This window comes from Rhizobium cauense, assembly GCF_019511525.1.
In the GTDB taxonomy this organism is placed as follows: domain Bacteria; phylum Pseudomonadota; class Alphaproteobacteria; order Rhizobiales; family Rhizobiaceae; genus Rhizobium; species Rhizobium cauense.
The window spans coordinates 35,290-50,955 of record NZ_JAEUAT010000023.1; the positions used below are offsets into that span (position 1 = coordinate 35,290).

Sequence of the window (15,666 nt, forward strand, 5' to 3'; positions counted from 1 at the left end):
GCTTCCTTCAGCACTCAGGAGACTCACGATGAAGACCCTCGCTTCGCTGGCGTTTGGAGTTGCTAGTTCCATCGGTCTGTGCATAGCCGTTACGTCTGTCGCTCAAGAGGTTATCGCCGAGACCGGGACCGAGAAGCTGGTAAATGTATCCTCGCCCGATCTCTGGACGAGCAAGCCCGTTCGTGTCGATACCGCCGTTCAAAACTACGAGCGCATTCCGGCAGCCTATTCGACTTATGCGAGCGACGCGCCTACGGCCCGGATTGCGGCAGACACTCCGCGAACTGGTTCGACGTCTCTCCCAGTTCCAGAAAAACCATTGCTGTCGGCAGAACACCTGAGCTTTTGTGCGTCACGGTATCGGTCCTACGATCCGGCCTCAAACACATACCGGGCTTACAGCGGATCAACGAAGACCTGCGCCTCGCCGTACGCGAACGAGAAATCAGGCGACGGCGAAGAACAAACGGCTAAGGCAGGAGCTGAAGTGTTGGATGCGACGGCGGCCGCGTGGTGCGCCGCACGCTACCAGTCCTATCGCGCATCCGACAACACGTATCAGCCTTACGATGGCCCACGCAGGACCTGCATTGCGCCTACCCGCCAGGAAATCGCGTCCGCCAGGTAGCGTCATCGCGGCGCAGGCTGCGGGCACGATCTTGTCGAAAGCGAGAGGTTCCAAGGGAAGGTGGCACGAGTGTGAGTGGTCTGGCTGTCCTCCGACTTGCGTGCTGACCTTGCTCTTGTCCTTCATAGGCGTTCTGCGGGCCTTTTTTCGGCTTCAGCGAGGCATGGCCGCTCGTCATCAGTACTGGGACTACGATTCATGACCTTTTTGATGGTCCTCGGACTGCAGAACTTGCAAAAGTCATGCAGGTCACGCTCGATCCGGCTGGTCCAACAAAGCCGGGACAGAGAAGTTGAATGAGCAGCAGCTTCGCGAGATGAGATGAGAGCTTGCTGAGCGGGTCGCATCCATAGGGCATGTTGCTGACGGCAAGGCCGAGGAGGAGCAACGAGGGTTAGCTTCAGATCGCAATTTTGAAGGTAGAAAGGCGATGATCACGGATTGCGTCGCCAGGGACGTAGACGATTGGATATCTTCCGCTTAGCGCGCGCGCATACAATACTCAGCCCGCCGAGGGATGCACCGGCGAGAATGCCCGATGCAGCATGCAATTCGTAAAGCTGCAGTGTGATCATGGCTTCGAGGACGAGCAGGGCGCACGCGGCAGCGACTACGGTTTCCTTCAACATCGAGACCTCCGGAAGATTGCCACGAAACGTTGTCGGGGCCGCGAAGTTCCCTGGGGCATCGACGAGGCCAGCGCTTTACTGTGTCCGGGGTGGCCTACACCGGTAGAGCAATACAGGGAACTTCCTGAATCGGCGTCCGTTTTGGTCGTATTACACCGAAAGGAGCTATTACAGTGTCAACAACATCCCGAGGACGGGCACAGGATCGCGCACGCGTCGCAGGCAGCCAGGACCACGAAGTGAACAATCTGGCGTAGAAGGAAGGTGTTTCCAAACAGACTGTCAAGACGGCGGTAAAGAAGGCTGGCAATTCGCGCAAAAAAGTTCAGGTTGAAGTCGACCATAGCTGATTGACAGCGGAAGGGGTTTAGCAACGTTGAAGCTTCACTGCACGGACGCGGCTCTCAGGTGGACTCGGGAGTCATTTGACCGATCGCCTCAGGGTGTTCGCGATACGTCCGTAGTGTCCGCCTTGGGACTGAAGTCCCAGTAAAGGAACCCTTGCACCAACAGGCGCGTTCTGATCGGCCGGGCAAAAGAGGTTCCAAATGAGCGACAACACCGCATCGAAACTATTCTCCAAGTTCGCGACTGCCATTGCCGGCTTTTCTGGAAAGCCGGTGACCTTCGTTCTCGCTGTCGTTTTGGTTCTGGTGTGGGCAGTTTCCGGCCCGTTCTTCGACTACAGCGAGACCTGGCAGCTCGTCATCAACACGAGCACAACGATCGTCACCTTCCTAATGGTCTTTGTCCTCCAGAACTCCCAGAACCGCGACGGCAAGGCCGTGCAGGCGAAGCTGGACGAGCTCATCCTGACATCTCAGGCCCAGAATAAGTTCGTGGGGATCGAGAAGCTCGATGAGCAGCAGCTGCGCGAGCTGAGCCAAAAGCTGGCCCAGAGGGCCGAGTGTGTCGACGAGGTTGCCGAGGACAAGGCAGGCAGACGCGAGCGCAAACCTGCGTGATGCCTCTATCTATGAGGGGGATTGATACGAGATACTCCTCGGTGACCGGTGTTATGTCCTGATCATCACGCGTGAGTTCCTGGGCGCATCGCTGATCTGAACACATACGACGCGACGCCTTGTGCTCTATCGCTGGGTACCAAGGCACTCGTCGTGTCCGTTGACGATCACCATTCACCGGTTGACGTTCCGTGTCATCACGTGGCGCGCGGCGGCCTCGGCTGGTATCGATCACGGCACCAGATGGGGTGAGAGATGCTATCGCTCGCCACGAGGTCATCGCATGCCATGCTGGAAGAAAGTCCGCTCCAGTCGTGGTTGAAACCGACAAAGGCGAGGCGTGTGTTGCAGCGAATAGGGGCGATATCGCCCAGGTCGGCAACGATGTCTACGAAGAAGATCTCGGGGTCGCGGGCCGAGTACTTGAGAATTTCTGCAGCGATAGTCGATACGCTTGTGCACACGCCCCGGTAAAAAGCTATTTCGCCGTTCTCGGCGAACTCAGCGAAGGCTGCTACCGCAACGTGAGCGGACAGAGGAGCCATTGTACCTGTTGGGCCGTCGAACCTTTGCCCATTGCCGCTTGCGACATGGGCATGACAACTACCACTGAACTGATAGAAGATTGCCTGCCTCGTGAAGTACTCGGCAATCCAGCGCCATTCGAACTCGACAGCGTTAGGGCGCCGGTAGTTGTCAATTTCAGCCAGAATCTCATTAAAAGCTCGCCTCGCCTTAGCCATCTGCTTCTCCTCAAAAACCGAAGCCAGACGGCTTGCGAAAGTTCCCGATGGCACGCGACAGTCAGCTGGATTTCCTGGTCAGATGACCAGGGGGCCTTGCAGTTTGGTGAAGCGTCCTTTGAGATGGGGGCTTCGAGGGCCGATTGATGGACCCGCGTCGTCCGGTTAAGACACCTCCACGACATGTCAAGCTCAAATGGAACAGTAAAGAGTGTGGCTTGTTAGGCGCCGTGGCTGTGCAAACCGTGATCGGCCATCTGCTGGAGGCTGAGATGAATCCCAAGAGTACATTAAGTATCGCTGGTCATCCTGTTCACCCAATGTTGGTGCCCTTTCCAATTGCCTTTTTCGTTGGAGCATTGCTCACAGACATTGTTCATACGCAGTCTGATGACCCTTTCTGGCCCTCTGCATCGAGTTGGCTCCTTGGCGCGGGTCTTATCTCAGCAATTTTAGCTGCGCTTTCTGGGCTAACAGATTTCCTTGGTGAGGCCCGCATTCGCTCTTTGCGAGCCGCCTGGTATCACATGCTGGGCAACGTCGCGCTCGTTGCCATTGAGGCATTCAATTTGTGGCGTCGCGTAGCAGACGGTTTGGATTTCGTAATTCCGATGGGCTTGGTGCTCTCCCTCGTGGCGACAGTTGTCCTACTTTTTAATGGGTGGAAGGGATGGGAGATGGTCTATCGGCATCGAGTTGGCATCAGCGACAAGTAGCAGCTTCGAGTGGCACGGCTGCGGCGCAAACGCTTTATCGCAGGGGCCAGGCTGTGCTTGCGAGAGGATGGCGAACCAAGACAGGACGGACAGAGCAAATGACATTCCCGACAATACGCATTTCCGGCATGGTAGCTGAAGATCAGCTTGATATGATCGAAAGCATCTGTTCTGAAATCGCTTCACAGCCATGGTTCCTAGACGATGAGGACCGCAAGCGGGAATTCGTCGGGCGCGTTGTTTTCATCTTCTCTCGTGGAATGGTCGAGCGTGAAAGGCTGAGGAGCTACGCGATGGTTCTCGCTAAAGCCCGCTATGAGCGATCAGATGGGTCCAAACAGCGCATCAACAATGTCATCAAATTCAACAGGCTTGTTCAGTAGACGATATCCGTTGAACCTGCCTGGAACACGCATCCGATCCCCAGTCGAAGCAAAGACAAATGGCGTTTCTCTGGCTGAAAGAGCATCAGCGATGAGGTAGGCATTTTCCGCACCCAGGCGGATATCCAGGAGCGCCGCATCCATACATTCAGTTGCAATAAGCTCCAGCGTCAATTTTACATTCGATACTGGCCCGACGATTGTGCTTCCGTGCGCTATGAATTCAGCACACAGCTCAGCATCGAGAAAGAAGTCATCCTCCACAACGAGAATAACTTTGCCGAGAAGCAGATTGTCCATACAGGCACCTGTAGGCATGGATGACATTGAAACTGTGCTCGTGCTGTTCTGTTCCTTTCGATCATGGCTGTTTACATCACAATTCATCGGCCATGGCTGTTATTGCCCAAGGTAGGACGGTGCTCTCATAGAAGCCCGCTCACTTTCGCCCGCGTTGACGATCAAGATTTCTTCCTCCCAGGAAAAGGAGGATAAAACAGATGAAGTTCGCTTTTGTAGCAACGAGGCTGGCTGTCATCCTTATCGCTGCGGATGCTGCATGTTCCTGCCAACCTTCGAAGCGCCCGAGCGGTCACCATATAGTCTTGCGCGGTCGGATCGCTTGCACGACTCCCTGGGAACAATCTGAGGTGTCTGCGGTTCTGCGCCACGCAAAGTGGAGGTAATGATGCCGCAACAGATTCCGCTGAACAGCAGCAACCGGTCTAAGGAAGTTGACCGTGACGATGATACTCGGGAGATTGTGACTGACCTCGCCTATCTTCGAACCGTGATGGTGAACGTGATCTTCTTCGGCCTCCCGAATGCAGGAGACCGCAACTGGGTCCTCATCGACACGGGCATTCTGGGCGCGAAGTCCGCGATCAAGATCGCCGCGGAAAAGAGATTCGGTGAGGGAGCCAGGCCAGCGGCGATCGTTCTAACACACGGACACTTTGATCATGTCGGCACTTTGGAAGGGCTCCTAGAAGAATGGAAGGATACACCTGTATACGCCCATCCACTGGAACAACCTTACCTGACAGGTCAGGCAGCCTATCCAGAGGGAGATCCGACTGTTGGTGGGGGATTGATGGCGAAGATGTCGGGTTTATTGCCTACTCATCCCATCGATGTCTCGGCTAACCTGCATACTCTGGCCGAAGATGGTTCACTTCCCGCAATGCCGGGATGGCGGTGGCTTCATACGCCTGGCCACTGCCCCGGCCACATTTCCCTATGGCGCGAAAGTGACCGCACCCTTATCGCGGGCGACGCCGTCATTACGACAGCGGCCGAATCCGCTTACGCGACAGCTTTTCAAACGCCGGAACTGCACGGCCCACCGAAGTATTTTACGATCGACTGGGAGCAGTCCCGCTCCTCCGTTAGAACGCTAGCAGCGCTCAGACCGGATCTCTTGATCGCTGGTCACGGACGCGCGATGTCTGGCGCCGAGATGACAAAGGCTCTTTCACTCTTGGCAGAAAATTTCGATCGCGTGGCAGTTCCTGAAGAAGGGCGTTACGTTTCCCATCCTGCTAAGGTAAGTGATGGCTCCGCTTACGTAGGGAAATAGGATGCCCGATGCTTAAGGGGGCATGCCGATTGCCGGCAGCCTGTCACCGTCCGTACTATCGCAGCCGGTTACCTAAATGGCGAACTACCGTTCATCCGAAGTCGCTCGGAACAATGGAACTCTTACGGTGTTTGCGATTTGCAGGAGGCGCTGATGGTTCGCTATTTTCTACATATCCGCGACGGAGAGAAACTTGAAAAAGACGCTGAAGGATCAGAGTTCGCATCTCTGGACCTTGCAATCGAGGAAGCTCGCATCGCCGCCCGCGAAATAATGGCTGAGAGAGTGCGGGCGGGCTACGAGCCGGACGGCCACTCATTTGAAATAACAACAGGTGAGGGCCAGATTGCTGCCACCGTGCCCTTTCGCTCAGCTTTGAAGCCTCTCGCCTGAATGCTGTTGTTCCGGGAGGGAGCTGCTTCCTAGAGCGTTCCGAAGAAAATGCGAAATGCACCTTGTGGCACACCGTTAGCGCGGCATGATGGGTCCACCTGTGGTACCGAACAGACGATCGTCCTGTAGAGAATGAAGGGCGTCGCTGAAGCTCGGGCGCCTGACACAAAGCATGTCCGCACCAGGATGAGGAGGAAAGGACAAGCTGACGCTCCCACCGTGGCCAGCGACGCGAACGCAGCGAGGAGCCGGTGTTGGCAGCTCAACTCGCCGCGTGCATCACCGTCGCCGTGTGTAGAGGTCGGCGCCAGTGATCCAGATCGCAGGTAAAGCGGCCGGCCCAGTTACAGCAGCACTGCTCGTCGTGAGCCGACCTGCGCCGGTCGTTTGGGGAACGGGCCCGGCGCAAGTCTATATCTGGTGGCTTTGGTCGACGGTTTCTATGTCTGCAAACGTACCATGTGAAGCGAACTTGCGCCCCCGCATCACAAAGACAGCGAGCAACGGCGCCCAACGAGATTTGCTGGAACTTCAAAAATCGTTCGGCCTGGGAGGCGGCGCTGGGTTCACTGACGCTTGCTCTAACCCGCGTCTTGGTTCGACATGATGTTCAATAAACGGACCAAGGTAGCGACTTGGAGCTGAGTTTATCAGGAGAAAAGGCTTGGCCCGTCATTGATCCCGCCTTGGTGCCTTTCTAGCCGTTAAAGCTATGCCCAGTAGTCAACCGTCTACGAGCACTGTTTCCATCAAGTGGCAACGGAAGCGCGTGCGAGCGATGGGTGCACCGCTGTCATGGCTCTTGCAAGTTTGCGTGGCGAGCAAAAGGAATTTGTCGATGTCGCACTTGAAACTGGGCACTTCGCCAAATGCGGAACTCGAATGGTAGATGCAGGTTCGGCTCCGGTAACCGATGGAGAACAGGCATGCAATGGCACTCACTTCTGACACATCTGGGAACCTGGACTGCTCGACCATGGGCTTTCCTGATCGTCGCGCTGTATACGAGCGGGTGGCTTCTCCACAGTCCTGAGACGCTGGAGTGGCATGGCGTTGCCACGCTTGCTACCTGGTCGATGACTTTATTTATACAGCGCGCGGAACACCGCGATACCCAGGCAATCCATGCCAAGCTCGACGAACTGCTTTGCGTGCAAGGTGAAGCGAGAAGTGACCTGACACGATTGGACGAGAAGGAGCCGGAGGAGATCGAGCGCTTTCGGGAGGTGGATAGGACAGAAGAGTAATTTTCTTTGGAAGCATAAGCGGCTTGGAGACGGGAATTGAGTGGTGGCAGAAACAAAATTTGCGCTGTCGCGTCGGCCATTCCAGCATCGCGCCCGATAGTTGCTCCCCAAAAAAAATGTTGAGCTGAGGCTCGTTGAACGCCGGTGGGAGTGGGTGGTCCGACGGGGCGCGTAGACCCAAAAAGTCAGCGCCCAAGCTAGTGCTTTGGGAGCATCATGGAACTCTAGAAGTCAATTTAGGTTTTGATAGGCCTGAGCATCAGCGTTGGTTCCGGCATGTAAGCTGCAACAGACTGCGGAGCATCCACAAAACATGACAAAAAATCCAAAACGAAGACCAAAGATTGGCTTTGACAGCGGTCCGGCCGGCGGTTGGGGCTCGGCTAAATCGGTCAGTGAAGTGTTGCTCAGAGAGCACGTGCCTCTCTCAGGCCCCACGCTACTTGCCGAGCAGAATAAGCCCGATGGCTACATGTGTGTAAGTTGCGCCTGGGCAAAGCCGGCAAAGACGCATCCCTTGGAATTCTGCGAGAACGGAGCGAAGGCTACAGCCTGGGAGGTGACAAGCCGCCGCGCCGATCGCGCCTTCTTCGAGGCCCATACACTGGCGGAGCTGGAAAGCTGGCGAGATCACGATCTTGAGGAGCAGGGCAGACTCACGCACCCCATGCGGTGGGATAGTGAAGGCGACAAGTACGTCCCGGTTGACTGGGAGGAGGCGTTTGAAGAAATAGGCCGCGAGTTGCGTGGAATATCCCCAAAACAGGCGGAATTTTACACTTCAGGCCGCGCCTCACTTGAGACGTCCTATATGTATCAGTTGATGGCCCGGATTTATGGCAGCAATAACCTGCCTGACTCTTCCAACATGTGTCACGAAAGCTCATCGGTCGGATTGCCCGAAAGCATCGGTGCGTCCGTTGGAACCGCAATCCTTTCCGATTTCCAGAACTGCGATTGCATCTTTTATATCGCGCAAAACGTGGGCACTTCATCGCCTCGGCTGCTGCACGATCTGCAGGATGCAGTGGACCGCGGCGTGAAGGTTGTAACGTTCAACCTTCTGAAAGAGCCTGGACTGGAGCGTTTCATTAATCCCCAGGCACCCAGCGAGATGCTGACGGGGAAGGAGACACCGATCTCCTCCAACTACTATCAGGTGAAGAGTGGCGGCGATATTGCCGCAATATTTGGCATTTCCAAAGCTTTGATCGAAGCCGATGACGCCTTGCATGCAGCGGGGATAACCAAAGTTTCTGGCTCTGATGCGGAACCTGACGATCCTTCGAACGCGGCGGCTATTGCGTTTGCGGCATCAATCGCAGCAGCCGACAAGAAACACGTTCTGGACCACGACTTCATCAGCACCCACACCGCGGGCTTTGAGGAATTTGCGGCTGCGGCGCGTCAGTATCAATGGGAGGATCTAGAACGGGTTTCCGGTCTTACCAGGCAGCAGATGATCGAGGCCGCCGGTATTTATGCGGCTTCCGACGCCGTTCTGATAGTATACGGCATGGGCCTGACCCAGCATCTGATGGGAGTCGAGAATGTTCACATGGTTGCAAACCTTGCCCTGCTGCGGGGGAACATAGGCAAGCCGGGTGCCAATATCTGTGCCGTGCGAGGCCATTCCAATGTCCAGGGACAAAGGACGGTCGGGATTACCGAAAAGCCCGGGCTGGTTCCCCTCGACAAGCTGAAGGAGCTTTACAAATTCGAGCCGCCCCGATGGGAGGGGCATACGACTGTGGATACCTGCAAGTCGATCATAGAAGGCGAGACAAAGGCGTTTATCAGCCTCGGCGGAAATTTCCTCCGCGCCGCGCCTGAAACCGGGGCGATGGAAGCGGCATGGCGTAAATTGCGGTTGACGGTACAGATAGCTACCAAGCTCAACCGCAGCCATGTCATCCATGGCGAGATCGCATATCTATTGCCTTGTCTGGGGCGCATCGAAATTGATGAACAGGCGAGCGGGCCTCAGGCGGTTTCAATGGAAAGTTCCATCGCACATTTTCATGGATCAAGGGGTAAGGCAAAACCCGCCAGTCCAGAGCTCCTTTCCGAACCGGCGATCGTGGCGGGCATAGCCAAGGCGACACTGACCCAAGGGGAGGTGCCATGGGATCAATGGGTCGGTGATTATGCGCTGATCCGTGAGGCGATCGAGCAAACCTATCCGGAAACGTTCAAGGATTTCAACAAGCGTCTGTTTCAGCCCGGAGGCATCCCGCGTCCACTGCCCGCCAGGGAGCGAAAATGGGTGACGCAGAGTGGCAAGGCCAACTTCCTGACGCCTCCGCGGCTTTTCCCGGAACTGCCGGAGGAGGCACACGCTGAAGGAGTACTCCATCTTTCTACTCTTCGCTCCAACGATCAGTTCAACACTACGATCTACGGCTATAGCGACCGGTTCCGTGGCATCGATGGCACGCGGCAAGTCGTGTTTATGAATGGAAAGGACATAGCAAGGCTTGGGTTTGCAGCGGGCGATGTCGTCGACCTTGTAACTGCCATGGAGTCTCAAAAACGACGGGAAGTTAAGGGCTTCCGGGTTGTTGAATATCAAATCCCCGAAGGATGTTGTGCAGCTTATTACCCGGAGACCAATCCGCTGTTCCCGCTGAGCCATCACAGCCCAAAGGCCAAGACACCATCCTACAAGCTCTTGCCCGTTCGCTTAACCCGGTCTGATAGAATGCCTTTCAATTGAAGGATGGAGCATGACACCGGGCACCACTCACACGTCTCCGATTGTGCTCCCATCAATCCTCCTGATCCTTGTGGCAACCACGGCAGGCGCCATCGCGTATTTCCGCGAGCCTCGACAGTATCGTGCTGATCCGCCAGTGTCCTCATCCCTAGAGGGGTTAAGGTTGATGCCGAATGGCATAGCTGGGACACCCCCTGATGTCTATTTCGCGCTCGGCAAACCCTTCGAGAAAACAGCCTTCGACCTGTCTCAGGGCAAGCGCCTCTATACCTGGTTCGGATGTGTCCAATGCCACGGAGAAGGTGAAGGTGGGAAGGGACCGTCATTTCTCGACGGGTGGTGGCTATATGGCCCATCGATGGTGTCTATCGTCGCATCCGTCCGGGATGGTCGGCCGCACGGAATGCCAGCGTTCAGAAGCAGGATGACGATTGACGAGATATGGCAGCTTTCCGGGTATGTGAAGGCAGTCGGTGCGTATTCGGCGAGCGTCAACGCGCCTGCGCGCAACGACGACCGACAGACGCGGCCAGCTGAGAACCGCGCGCCGGCTGCGTCCCTTTTCCGAGAGGATCCCGCAGTCGTTCATCCGAATCAGGGGCCTACTCCGTGAAGCGGCCTCTACTACTGCTACTTCCTCCCGTATTTTTGTGCGGCTGCGATGGCATCCAATCGGCGCTTGATCCTCATGGACAATCAGCCGTTCTCCTGAGGGATCTGATTATCGGCATCGTGATTGTCTGCACCATCGTGTGGCTGGCGGTAATGGCTACGCTTGTCTGGGCACTGCAGCGCCGACGAGATGTGCCTGAAACGGCAGAACGCCGTCTGCGTAATGCTGTCATCGCAGCCGTCGCAGGAACAGTTGTTATCATCACCGGACTGACAATCGCAAGTTTTTACACCACCCGTGGTTTAGGTCCGGAGCCTGATGTCGACCTGACGATCCGGGTGCGGGCGCAGCAATGGTGGTGGCAGTTCATCTATGAGGACAAGAACGCGGCAAAGGGGTTCCAGGCAGCGAACGAAATCCACATCCCGGTTGGCAAGACGATCCGGGTTCTTCTCGAAAGCACAGATGTGATTCATTCCTTCTGGGTGCCGAGCCTTGCGGGCAAGCAGGACCTTATTCCAGGGCGGGAAAACATACTTACTTTCCGCGCCGATAAACCAGGCGTCTACCGGGGCCAGTGCGCCGAATTTTGCGGGTTGCAACACAGCCATATGGCGTTCGTGGTAATTGCAGAGGATGAGCAGGCATACCGCCAATGGGAGGCCGCCCAGCGCGCACCCGCAAAAGAGCCCGACGAGGTTGACACTGTTGCGGGCAAACGGGCTTTCCTCGCCAAGCAGTGCAGCGCCTGCCACACGATCCGCGGGACGGAGGCAACCGGGACCTCGGGCCCTGACCTAACTCACGTCGGAAGCCGAGCGACGGTTGGTGCGGGTCTTCTCAACAACACCCGCGGTTCGCTTGCCGCCTGGATTGCCGATCCCCAGACGCTGAAGCCCGGGAACAACATGCCGCTCGTGCCTCTTTCGCCAGAAGAGCTCCGGCAGATTTCCGCCTATATGGAAAGCTTAAAGTGATGGCCGAACAGCACCTAACAGGGTTGAGAGACATTGAGCTGGACCAAGCGGGGCTGGATCGGGCGCTCGGCAGGACCTGGGGTTCAAACCATGGCTTCTGGGGTGCGATCGCCAACGTCGATCACAAGGTGATTGCCCGCCGCTATATAGTCACGGCTTTTGTCTTTCTGATGTTAGGGGGTGTTCTGGCACTTGCAATGCGGCTCCAGCTAGCGCAGCCGGAGGCCAGGTTTATTGGTCCGGACAGATATAACCAAATATTCACTATGCATGGCTCGAACATGATGTTCCTCTTTGCCGTGCCGGTAATGGAGGCGATGGCTGTCTACCTCGTGCCCCTGATGGTCGGCACGCGCAATATCGCGTTTCCACGGCTGAACGCTTTTTCCTACTGGGTCTTTTTGGCCGGAGGTATCTTGCTTTGGCTTTCGTTCCTGCTTGACGCCGCACCTGATGTCGGCTGGTTTGCCTATGTGCCGCTCGCGGGCCCGGAGTACGGAGCGGGCAAACGCGCCGATATATGGGCACAAATGATCACCTTCACGGAGCTTTCGGCGTTGGCGATCGCGGTGGAAATCGTGGTGACCGTCTTCACCCAAAGAGCGCCAGGAATGTCGCTCGACCGCATTCCGCTTTTGGTCTGGGCAATGGTCGTCATGGCGTTCCTGGTGATCATGGCCATGCCGGCAATCATGTTCGCAAGTTCGACCTTGATCATGGACCGACTCGTTGGAACTCATTTCTATAATCCAGCGGAGGGCGGCGACGCGCTGCTTTGGCAACACGTCTTCTGGTTCTTCGGCCATCCGGAAGTTTACATCATCTTCCTGCCCGCCGTCGGCATGGTCTCCACGATCCTGCCTACTTTTGTTCAGCGGCCGATTTTCGGCTATCTACCGCTTGTCATGGCCCTCATCGCAACGGGCGTGCTGTCCTTTGGACTATGGGTCCATCATATGTTCGTCGTCGGACTGCCACGGCTAGGAGAAAGCTTTTTTACGGCCTCCAGTATGGCGATCGCTGTTCCAGCCGGCATCCAGATCTTCTGCTGGCTGGCGACGCTCTGGGATGGACGACCAGTGTTCAAGGTACCCATGCTTTACATCCTCGGCTTCATCGTGACGTTCGTGATCGGCGGCCTGACGGGAGTGATGGTCGCCTCGGTGCCCTTCGATACCCAGGTCCACGACACTTATTTTGTCGTTGCGCATTTCCACTACGTCTTGATAGGGGGCGCAGTCTTTCCGTTGCTTGGGGCGATTTATTACTGGTTTCCCAAAATGACCGGGAGGATGATGAGCGAAACCTTGGGACGCTGGTCGTTCTGGTTGATCTTCCTAGGCTTTCACCTCACGTTCTTTCCGATGCATATCCTCGGGCTGCAGGGCATGCCGCGCCGCATCTATACCTATCAGCCGGAACTGCCTTGGAGCGGGCTTAACATGTTTGTCAGCCTGAGTTCGATCATGCTGGCTGCAGGGTTTTTAGTCTTTTTTGTAGACGCGATCCGCAGTTGCAGGATTGGGCCGAAGGCTGGAGAAAATCCGTGGAACGCACCGACGCTGGAATGGGCGACTACCTCACCGCCGCCACCATACAATTTCCGCTCGATCCCTGTGGTGGAGGACCGCAATCCGCTTTGGTCACAGAGGGGCGAACGTGCCATCGCATCAGGTTTGCGGACCGATCGCCGCGAACTTTTGGTGACCAGCGTAGTTGAAGCATTGCCGGTGGCGCGCGAGTCTTCGGCGCGAAGCTCGGTGTGGCCCTTCTGGGCGGCGATAGCCACCGCGGTCATGCTGATCTGGTCGATGTTTTCGGCCTGGGCGGTGATCTGGGGCTCGATCCCGATCGCACTCACTCTGATCGGCTGGTTCTGGCCGAAGGGAACACCGGAGGACGATTCATGAGAGAAAGGGTTGTTCTTGACGTTTCTCACCTGCCGCTTCATGCGACGGGTACAGCTAGCCCGACCTGGTGGGGTACCTGCGCCTTCATGCTGATTGAGGGCTCCGGCTTCGGCCTGGCGATTGCCGTCTACTTCTATCTCATGAGTCTTGCGCCCCGTTGGCCGGTAGATGCTCCTCCGCCGGACCTTTGGGCGGGAACCGTCGTGACTATGCTGTTGATCGTGAGCTTGGTTCCAAACATCCTCGTGTCACGTTGGGCGAAGCAGAAGGATTTGCGCCGGGTCCAGATCGGACTCGTCATCATGTCGGTGATGGGGGCCGTGCCGCTCGTATTTCGCGCCTACGAGTTTCCTGCCTTGCATGTCCTTTGGGACGACAGCGTCTATGGTTCGATCACCTGGACGATCCTAGGATTGCACACAACCCACATATTAACCGACTTGGTCGATACGCTGGTTTTGACCTGTTTGATGTTTTCACGGCACGGCGACAACCCCCGCCGATACGGTGATGTACAAGACAATTGCCTCTACTGGAATTTCGTCGTCGCAACCTGGCTGCCGATTTATGCCTGCCTCTACTGGGTGCCGCGCCTATGAGACCGGCCATTAACCAATTTGGCGGTTTGATCGTGGCGCCGGCCGCCTGGGCGGCGAACCTACAGCTCGGCCAAATCCTTCCCCATATCGACTGCGCGTCCGGCCTCACCTTGACGGCGGCAGCCAGCTTCGTCGCTGCGATCGTAGCCCTGATCGGCACCGTCGTATCTTGCCAGGCCTATGTCGTCTCGGTTTCTCGCAACTCATTGTTCGTTGCGGGTCTCGGTGCGCTTACGGGAGCAGCCTTTCTGTTCGCGCTTTTCCTCCAGGGAGCAGCAACACTGCTGCTGGACGCATGTCAACGTTGATGATCCTTCTCGTGGCGCTCATGAGTGCTGGCAGCGCGGCCGCGCATGGCGCGCTAGAGCACGGCGCTGCGCCGGAATGGACTTTCGATCCATGGATCGTCACGCCCATCGCTCTGGCGGGAGGGCTTTTCGCAATCGGACAAGCAAAACTCGCGGTGCGGTCGAAGGAAAGGACGATTGTCATCAGATCCGGCGCCGCCTATTGGGGCGGCTGGACCGTGCTCTTCGTCGCCTTGATGTCCCCACTGCATTTCCTTGGCGAACATCTCTTCACATTCCACATGATTGAGCATGAGCTTGTGATGGCGATCGCAGCGCCTCTGATCGTAGTGGCGCGTCCGATCGGCGTTTTGATATGGGGTTTGCCGAGGGCTGCACGCCACCTCGTCATGACCGTGGTGAAATCGCATCCGGTTGAGCGGACCTGGGATTTCCTGACCAAGGGAACGGTCGCGACATTGCTGCATGGGCTTGCAATATGGATCTGGCATGCTCCGGCCCTGTTTGACGCAACGGTAACCGTGGTGACACTACACCGGCTGCAGCATCTCAGTTTCTTTGTGACAGCAATCCTGTTTTGGTGGGCAATCGTCTGGAAGGTGGGGAGGGGGGCTGGCGCGTGGCACCTCTTCGTGACGATGATGCATACAAGTGTTCTGGGAGCCCTCATCACTCTTAGTCCTCGCGTCGCTTATGTCTCGCAAACCCAAGCCGCTCCTGACTGGGGGCTGACGCCGCTGGAGGATCAGCAGCTTGCCGGCATCGTCATGTGGGTACCGGGCGGGATCATCTATGCGGGGGCTGCCCTGGCTATGCTTGCGATATGGATTTCGACTGCGAGCCGAGGAGGAGCCTATGTACGCCGCCTCTAGAGTTTGGTGGATGGGGATAGTGATCCTGTTGATAGCTGCAGCAAGCGGGGTCGGCACCAGCATGGTTAAGGACAGGCAGCAGCGGGTTGCCGTGGCGAAGGCCATGACAGGTGGCAATTCGGAAATTGCTCCGCAGATCTTCCGAAAATACGGGTGTGCCGGCTGCCATACTATCCCCGGCGTCCACGGCGCAGACGGCAAGGTCGGAGGGCCCCTTACCGCCATGCGCCAACGGGTCTATGTGGGCGGGGTCTTGAACAACACACCGGATAACTTGGTCCGATGGATTGTTTCTCCACCGACATTTTCACCCAGAACCGCGATGCCAGTCACGGGCATATCGGAGGAGGAAGCCAGGAATCTTGCGGCCTTCCTCTACGCCCGATAG

At 56.7% G+C, this 15,666-nt stretch carries 17 protein-coding genes and 1 pseudogene; 15 read left to right on the forward strand and 3 right to left on the reverse strand.

All coding sequences use genetic code 11. The annotated features are described in order from the left end of the window. Nucleotides 1–28: 28 nt before the first annotated feature. On the forward strand, nucleotides 29–628 hold the full coding sequence (locus JNB88_RS29060; protein WP_220358478.1) for a BA14K family protein: 600 nt from the start codon (nucleotides 29–31) through the stop codon (nucleotides 626–628). A 434-nt stretch (nucleotides 629–1,062) separates the two neighbouring features. On the opposite strand, the gene JNB88_RS29065 is transcribed toward JNB88_RS29060, so the two are convergent. Next, complete coding sequence (locus JNB88_RS29065) at nucleotides 1,063–1,257, reverse strand: hypothetical protein (RefSeq protein ID WP_220358479.1); 195 nt, start codon at nucleotides 1,255–1,257, stop codon at nucleotides 1,063–1,065. A gap of 173 nt (nucleotides 1,258–1,430) precedes the next feature. Between JNB88_RS29065 and JNB88_RS33930 the strand changes: the two are divergent. Both JNB88_RS33930 and JNB88_RS29070 read left to right on the forward strand, forming a co-directional pair. Beyond that, a pseudogene (locus tag JNB88_RS33930) lies at nucleotides 1,431–1,607 on the forward strand (DUF3606 domain-containing protein). A gap of 198 nt (nucleotides 1,608–1,805) precedes the next feature. Next, nucleotides 1,806–2,222 (forward strand): low affinity iron permease family protein, encoded by a 417-nt coding sequence (locus JNB88_RS29070; RefSeq protein WP_220358480.1) that lies wholly within the window; start codon nucleotides 1,806–1,808, stop codon nucleotides 2,220–2,222. Between the two features lie 197 nt (nucleotides 2,223–2,419). On the opposite strand, the gene JNB88_RS29075 is transcribed toward JNB88_RS29070, so the two are convergent. Then, nucleotides 2,420–2,965, reverse strand: coding sequence for a hypothetical protein (locus JNB88_RS29075; RefSeq protein ID WP_220358481.1), 546 nt, complete (start codon nucleotides 2,963–2,965; stop codon nucleotides 2,420–2,422). Nucleotides 2,966–3,237: 272 nt separating this feature from the next. Here JNB88_RS29075 and JNB88_RS29080 point away from each other — a divergent pair, with 272 nt between their 5' ends. Continuing rightward, nucleotides 3,238–3,681 (forward strand): DUF2231 domain-containing protein, encoded by a 444-nt coding sequence (locus JNB88_RS29080; protein ID WP_220358533.1) that lies wholly within the window; start codon nucleotides 3,238–3,240, stop codon nucleotides 3,679–3,681. Nucleotides 3,682–4,004: 323 nt separating this feature from the next. Here the strand turns inward: JNB88_RS29080 and JNB88_RS29085 are convergent, their stop codons facing one another. Next, nucleotides 4,005–4,364, reverse strand: coding sequence for a response regulator (locus tag JNB88_RS29085; protein WP_220358482.1), 360 nt, complete (start codon nucleotides 4,362–4,364; stop codon nucleotides 4,005–4,007). A gap of 388 nt (nucleotides 4,365–4,752) precedes the next feature. Here JNB88_RS29085 and JNB88_RS29090 point away from each other — a divergent pair, with 388 nt between their 5' ends. The 11 genes from JNB88_RS29090 to JNB88_RS29140 all read left to right on the forward strand — a co-directional run bounded on the left by JNB88_RS29090 (nucleotide 4,753) and on the right by JNB88_RS29140 (nucleotide 15,666). After that, nucleotides 4,753–5,643: an MBL fold metallo-hydrolase gene (locus tag JNB88_RS29090; RefSeq protein WP_220358483.1), complete on the forward strand. Its 891-nt coding sequence runs from the start codon at nucleotides 4,753–4,755 to the stop codon at nucleotides 5,641–5,643. A gap of 153 nt (nucleotides 5,644–5,796) precedes the next feature. Further along, nucleotides 5,797–6,036, forward strand: coding sequence for a DUF6894 family protein (locus JNB88_RS29095; protein WP_220358484.1), 240 nt, complete (start codon nucleotides 5,797–5,799; stop codon nucleotides 6,034–6,036). Between the two features lie 926 nt (nucleotides 6,037–6,962). Then, nucleotides 6,963–7,283 (forward strand): low affinity iron permease family protein, encoded by a 321-nt coding sequence (locus JNB88_RS29100; RefSeq protein ID WP_220358485.1) that lies wholly within the window; start codon nucleotides 6,963–6,965, stop codon nucleotides 7,281–7,283. A gap of 313 nt (nucleotides 7,284–7,596) precedes the next feature. Beyond that, nucleotides 7,597–9,999 carry an FdhF/YdeP family oxidoreductase gene (locus tag JNB88_RS29105; protein WP_220358486.1) on the forward strand — a complete coding sequence of 801 codons (2,403 nt, stop codon included), beginning with the start codon at nucleotides 7,597–7,599 and terminating at the stop codon, nucleotides 9,997–9,999. Nucleotides 10,000–10,009: 10 nt separating this feature from the next. Beyond that, nucleotides 10,010–10,612 carry a c-type cytochrome gene (locus JNB88_RS29110; RefSeq protein WP_220358487.1) on the forward strand — a complete coding sequence of 201 codons (603 nt, stop codon included), beginning with the start codon at nucleotides 10,010–10,012 and terminating at the stop codon, nucleotides 10,610–10,612. Next, entirely contained in the window at nucleotides 10,609–11,589 is a 981-nt protein-coding gene (coxB, locus tag JNB88_RS29115; RefSeq protein ID WP_220358488.1) for a cytochrome c oxidase subunit II, read from the forward strand. The genes JNB88_RS29110 and coxB overlap by 4 nt, the downstream gene beginning before the upstream one ends. Then, complete coding sequence (gene ctaD, locus JNB88_RS29120; protein WP_220358489.1) at nucleotides 11,589–13,499, forward strand: cytochrome c oxidase subunit I; 1,911 nt, start codon at nucleotides 11,589–11,591, stop codon at nucleotides 13,497–13,499. Before coxB ends, ctaD begins: the two co-directional genes overlap by 1 nt. Further along, a complete protein-coding gene (locus tag JNB88_RS29125) occupies nucleotides 13,496–14,098 on the forward strand; it encodes a cytochrome c oxidase subunit 3 (RefSeq protein ID WP_220358490.1) in 603 nt (200 codons plus the stop codon). The genes ctaD and JNB88_RS29125 overlap by 4 nt, the downstream gene beginning before the upstream one ends. Next, nucleotides 14,095–14,406: a hypothetical protein gene (locus JNB88_RS29130; protein WP_220358491.1), complete on the forward strand. Its 312-nt coding sequence runs from the start codon at nucleotides 14,095–14,097 to the stop codon at nucleotides 14,404–14,406. Before JNB88_RS29125 ends, JNB88_RS29130 begins: the two co-directional genes overlap by 4 nt. Further along, nucleotides 14,394–15,278, forward strand: coding sequence for a cytochrome c oxidase assembly protein (locus JNB88_RS29135; protein WP_220358492.1), 885 nt, complete (start codon nucleotides 14,394–14,396; stop codon nucleotides 15,276–15,278). The genes JNB88_RS29130 and JNB88_RS29135 overlap by 13 nt, the downstream gene beginning before the upstream one ends. After that, the gene (locus JNB88_RS29140; protein ID WP_220358493.1) at nucleotides 15,262–15,666 is read left to right on the forward strand and encodes a c-type cytochrome; all 405 of its coding nucleotides are present in this window, start codon (nucleotides 15,262–15,264) and stop codon (nucleotides 15,664–15,666) included. Before JNB88_RS29135 ends, JNB88_RS29140 begins: the two co-directional genes overlap by 17 nt.

What these genes read in the sequence shown, in the direction of transcription:
- JNB88_RS29060 (WP_220358478.1), top strand. Translation starts at nt 29, where the DNA reads ATGAAGACCCTCGCTTCGCTGGCGTTTGGAGTTGCTAGTTCCATCGGT.
- JNB88_RS29065 (WP_220358479.1), bottom strand. Translation starts at nt 1,257, where the DNA reads ATGTTGAAGGAAACCGTAGTCGCTGCCGCGTGCGCCCTGCTCGTCCTC.
- JNB88_RS29070 (WP_220358480.1), top strand. Translation starts at nt 1,806, where the DNA reads ATGAGCGACAACACCGCATCGAAACTATTCTCCAAGTTCGCGACTGCC.
- JNB88_RS29075 (WP_220358481.1), bottom strand. Translation starts at nt 2,965, where the DNA reads ATGGCTAAGGCGAGGCGAGCTTTTAATGAGATTCTGGCTGAAATTGAC.
- JNB88_RS29080 (WP_220358533.1), top strand. Translation starts at nt 3,238, where the DNA reads ATGAATCCCAAGAGTACATTAAGTATCGCTGGTCATCCTGTTCACCCA.
- JNB88_RS29085 (WP_220358482.1), bottom strand. Translation starts at nt 4,364, where the DNA reads ATGGACAATCTGCTTCTCGGCAAAGTTATTCTCGTTGTGGAGGATGAC.
- JNB88_RS29090 (WP_220358483.1), top strand. Translation starts at nt 4,753, where the DNA reads ATGCCGCAACAGATTCCGCTGAACAGCAGCAACCGGTCTAAGGAAGTT.
- JNB88_RS29095 (WP_220358484.1), top strand. Translation starts at nt 5,797, where the DNA reads ATGGTTCGCTATTTTCTACATATCCGCGACGGAGAGAAACTTGAAAAA.
- JNB88_RS29100 (WP_220358485.1), top strand. Translation starts at nt 6,963, where the DNA reads ATGCAATGGCACTCACTTCTGACACATCTGGGAACCTGGACTGCTCGA.
- JNB88_RS29105 (WP_220358486.1), top strand. Translation starts at nt 7,597, where the DNA reads ATGACAAAAAATCCAAAACGAAGACCAAAGATTGGCTTTGACAGCGGT.
- JNB88_RS29110 (WP_220358487.1), top strand. Translation starts at nt 10,010, where the DNA reads ATGACACCGGGCACCACTCACACGTCTCCGATTGTGCTCCCATCAATC.
- ctaD (WP_220358489.1), top strand. Translation starts at nt 11,589, where the DNA reads ATGGCCGAACAGCACCTAACAGGGTTGAGAGACATTGAGCTGGACCAA.
- JNB88_RS29125 (WP_220358490.1), top strand. Translation starts at nt 13,496, where the DNA reads ATGAGAGAAAGGGTTGTTCTTGACGTTTCTCACCTGCCGCTTCATGCG.
- JNB88_RS29130 (WP_220358491.1), top strand. Translation starts at nt 14,095, where the DNA reads ATGAGACCGGCCATTAACCAATTTGGCGGTTTGATCGTGGCGCCGGCC.
- JNB88_RS29135 (WP_220358492.1), top strand. Translation starts at nt 14,394, where the DNA reads ATGTCAACGTTGATGATCCTTCTCGTGGCGCTCATGAGTGCTGGCAGC.
- JNB88_RS29140 (WP_220358493.1), top strand. Translation starts at nt 15,262, where the DNA reads ATGTACGCCGCCTCTAGAGTTTGGTGGATGGGGATAGTGATCCTGTTG.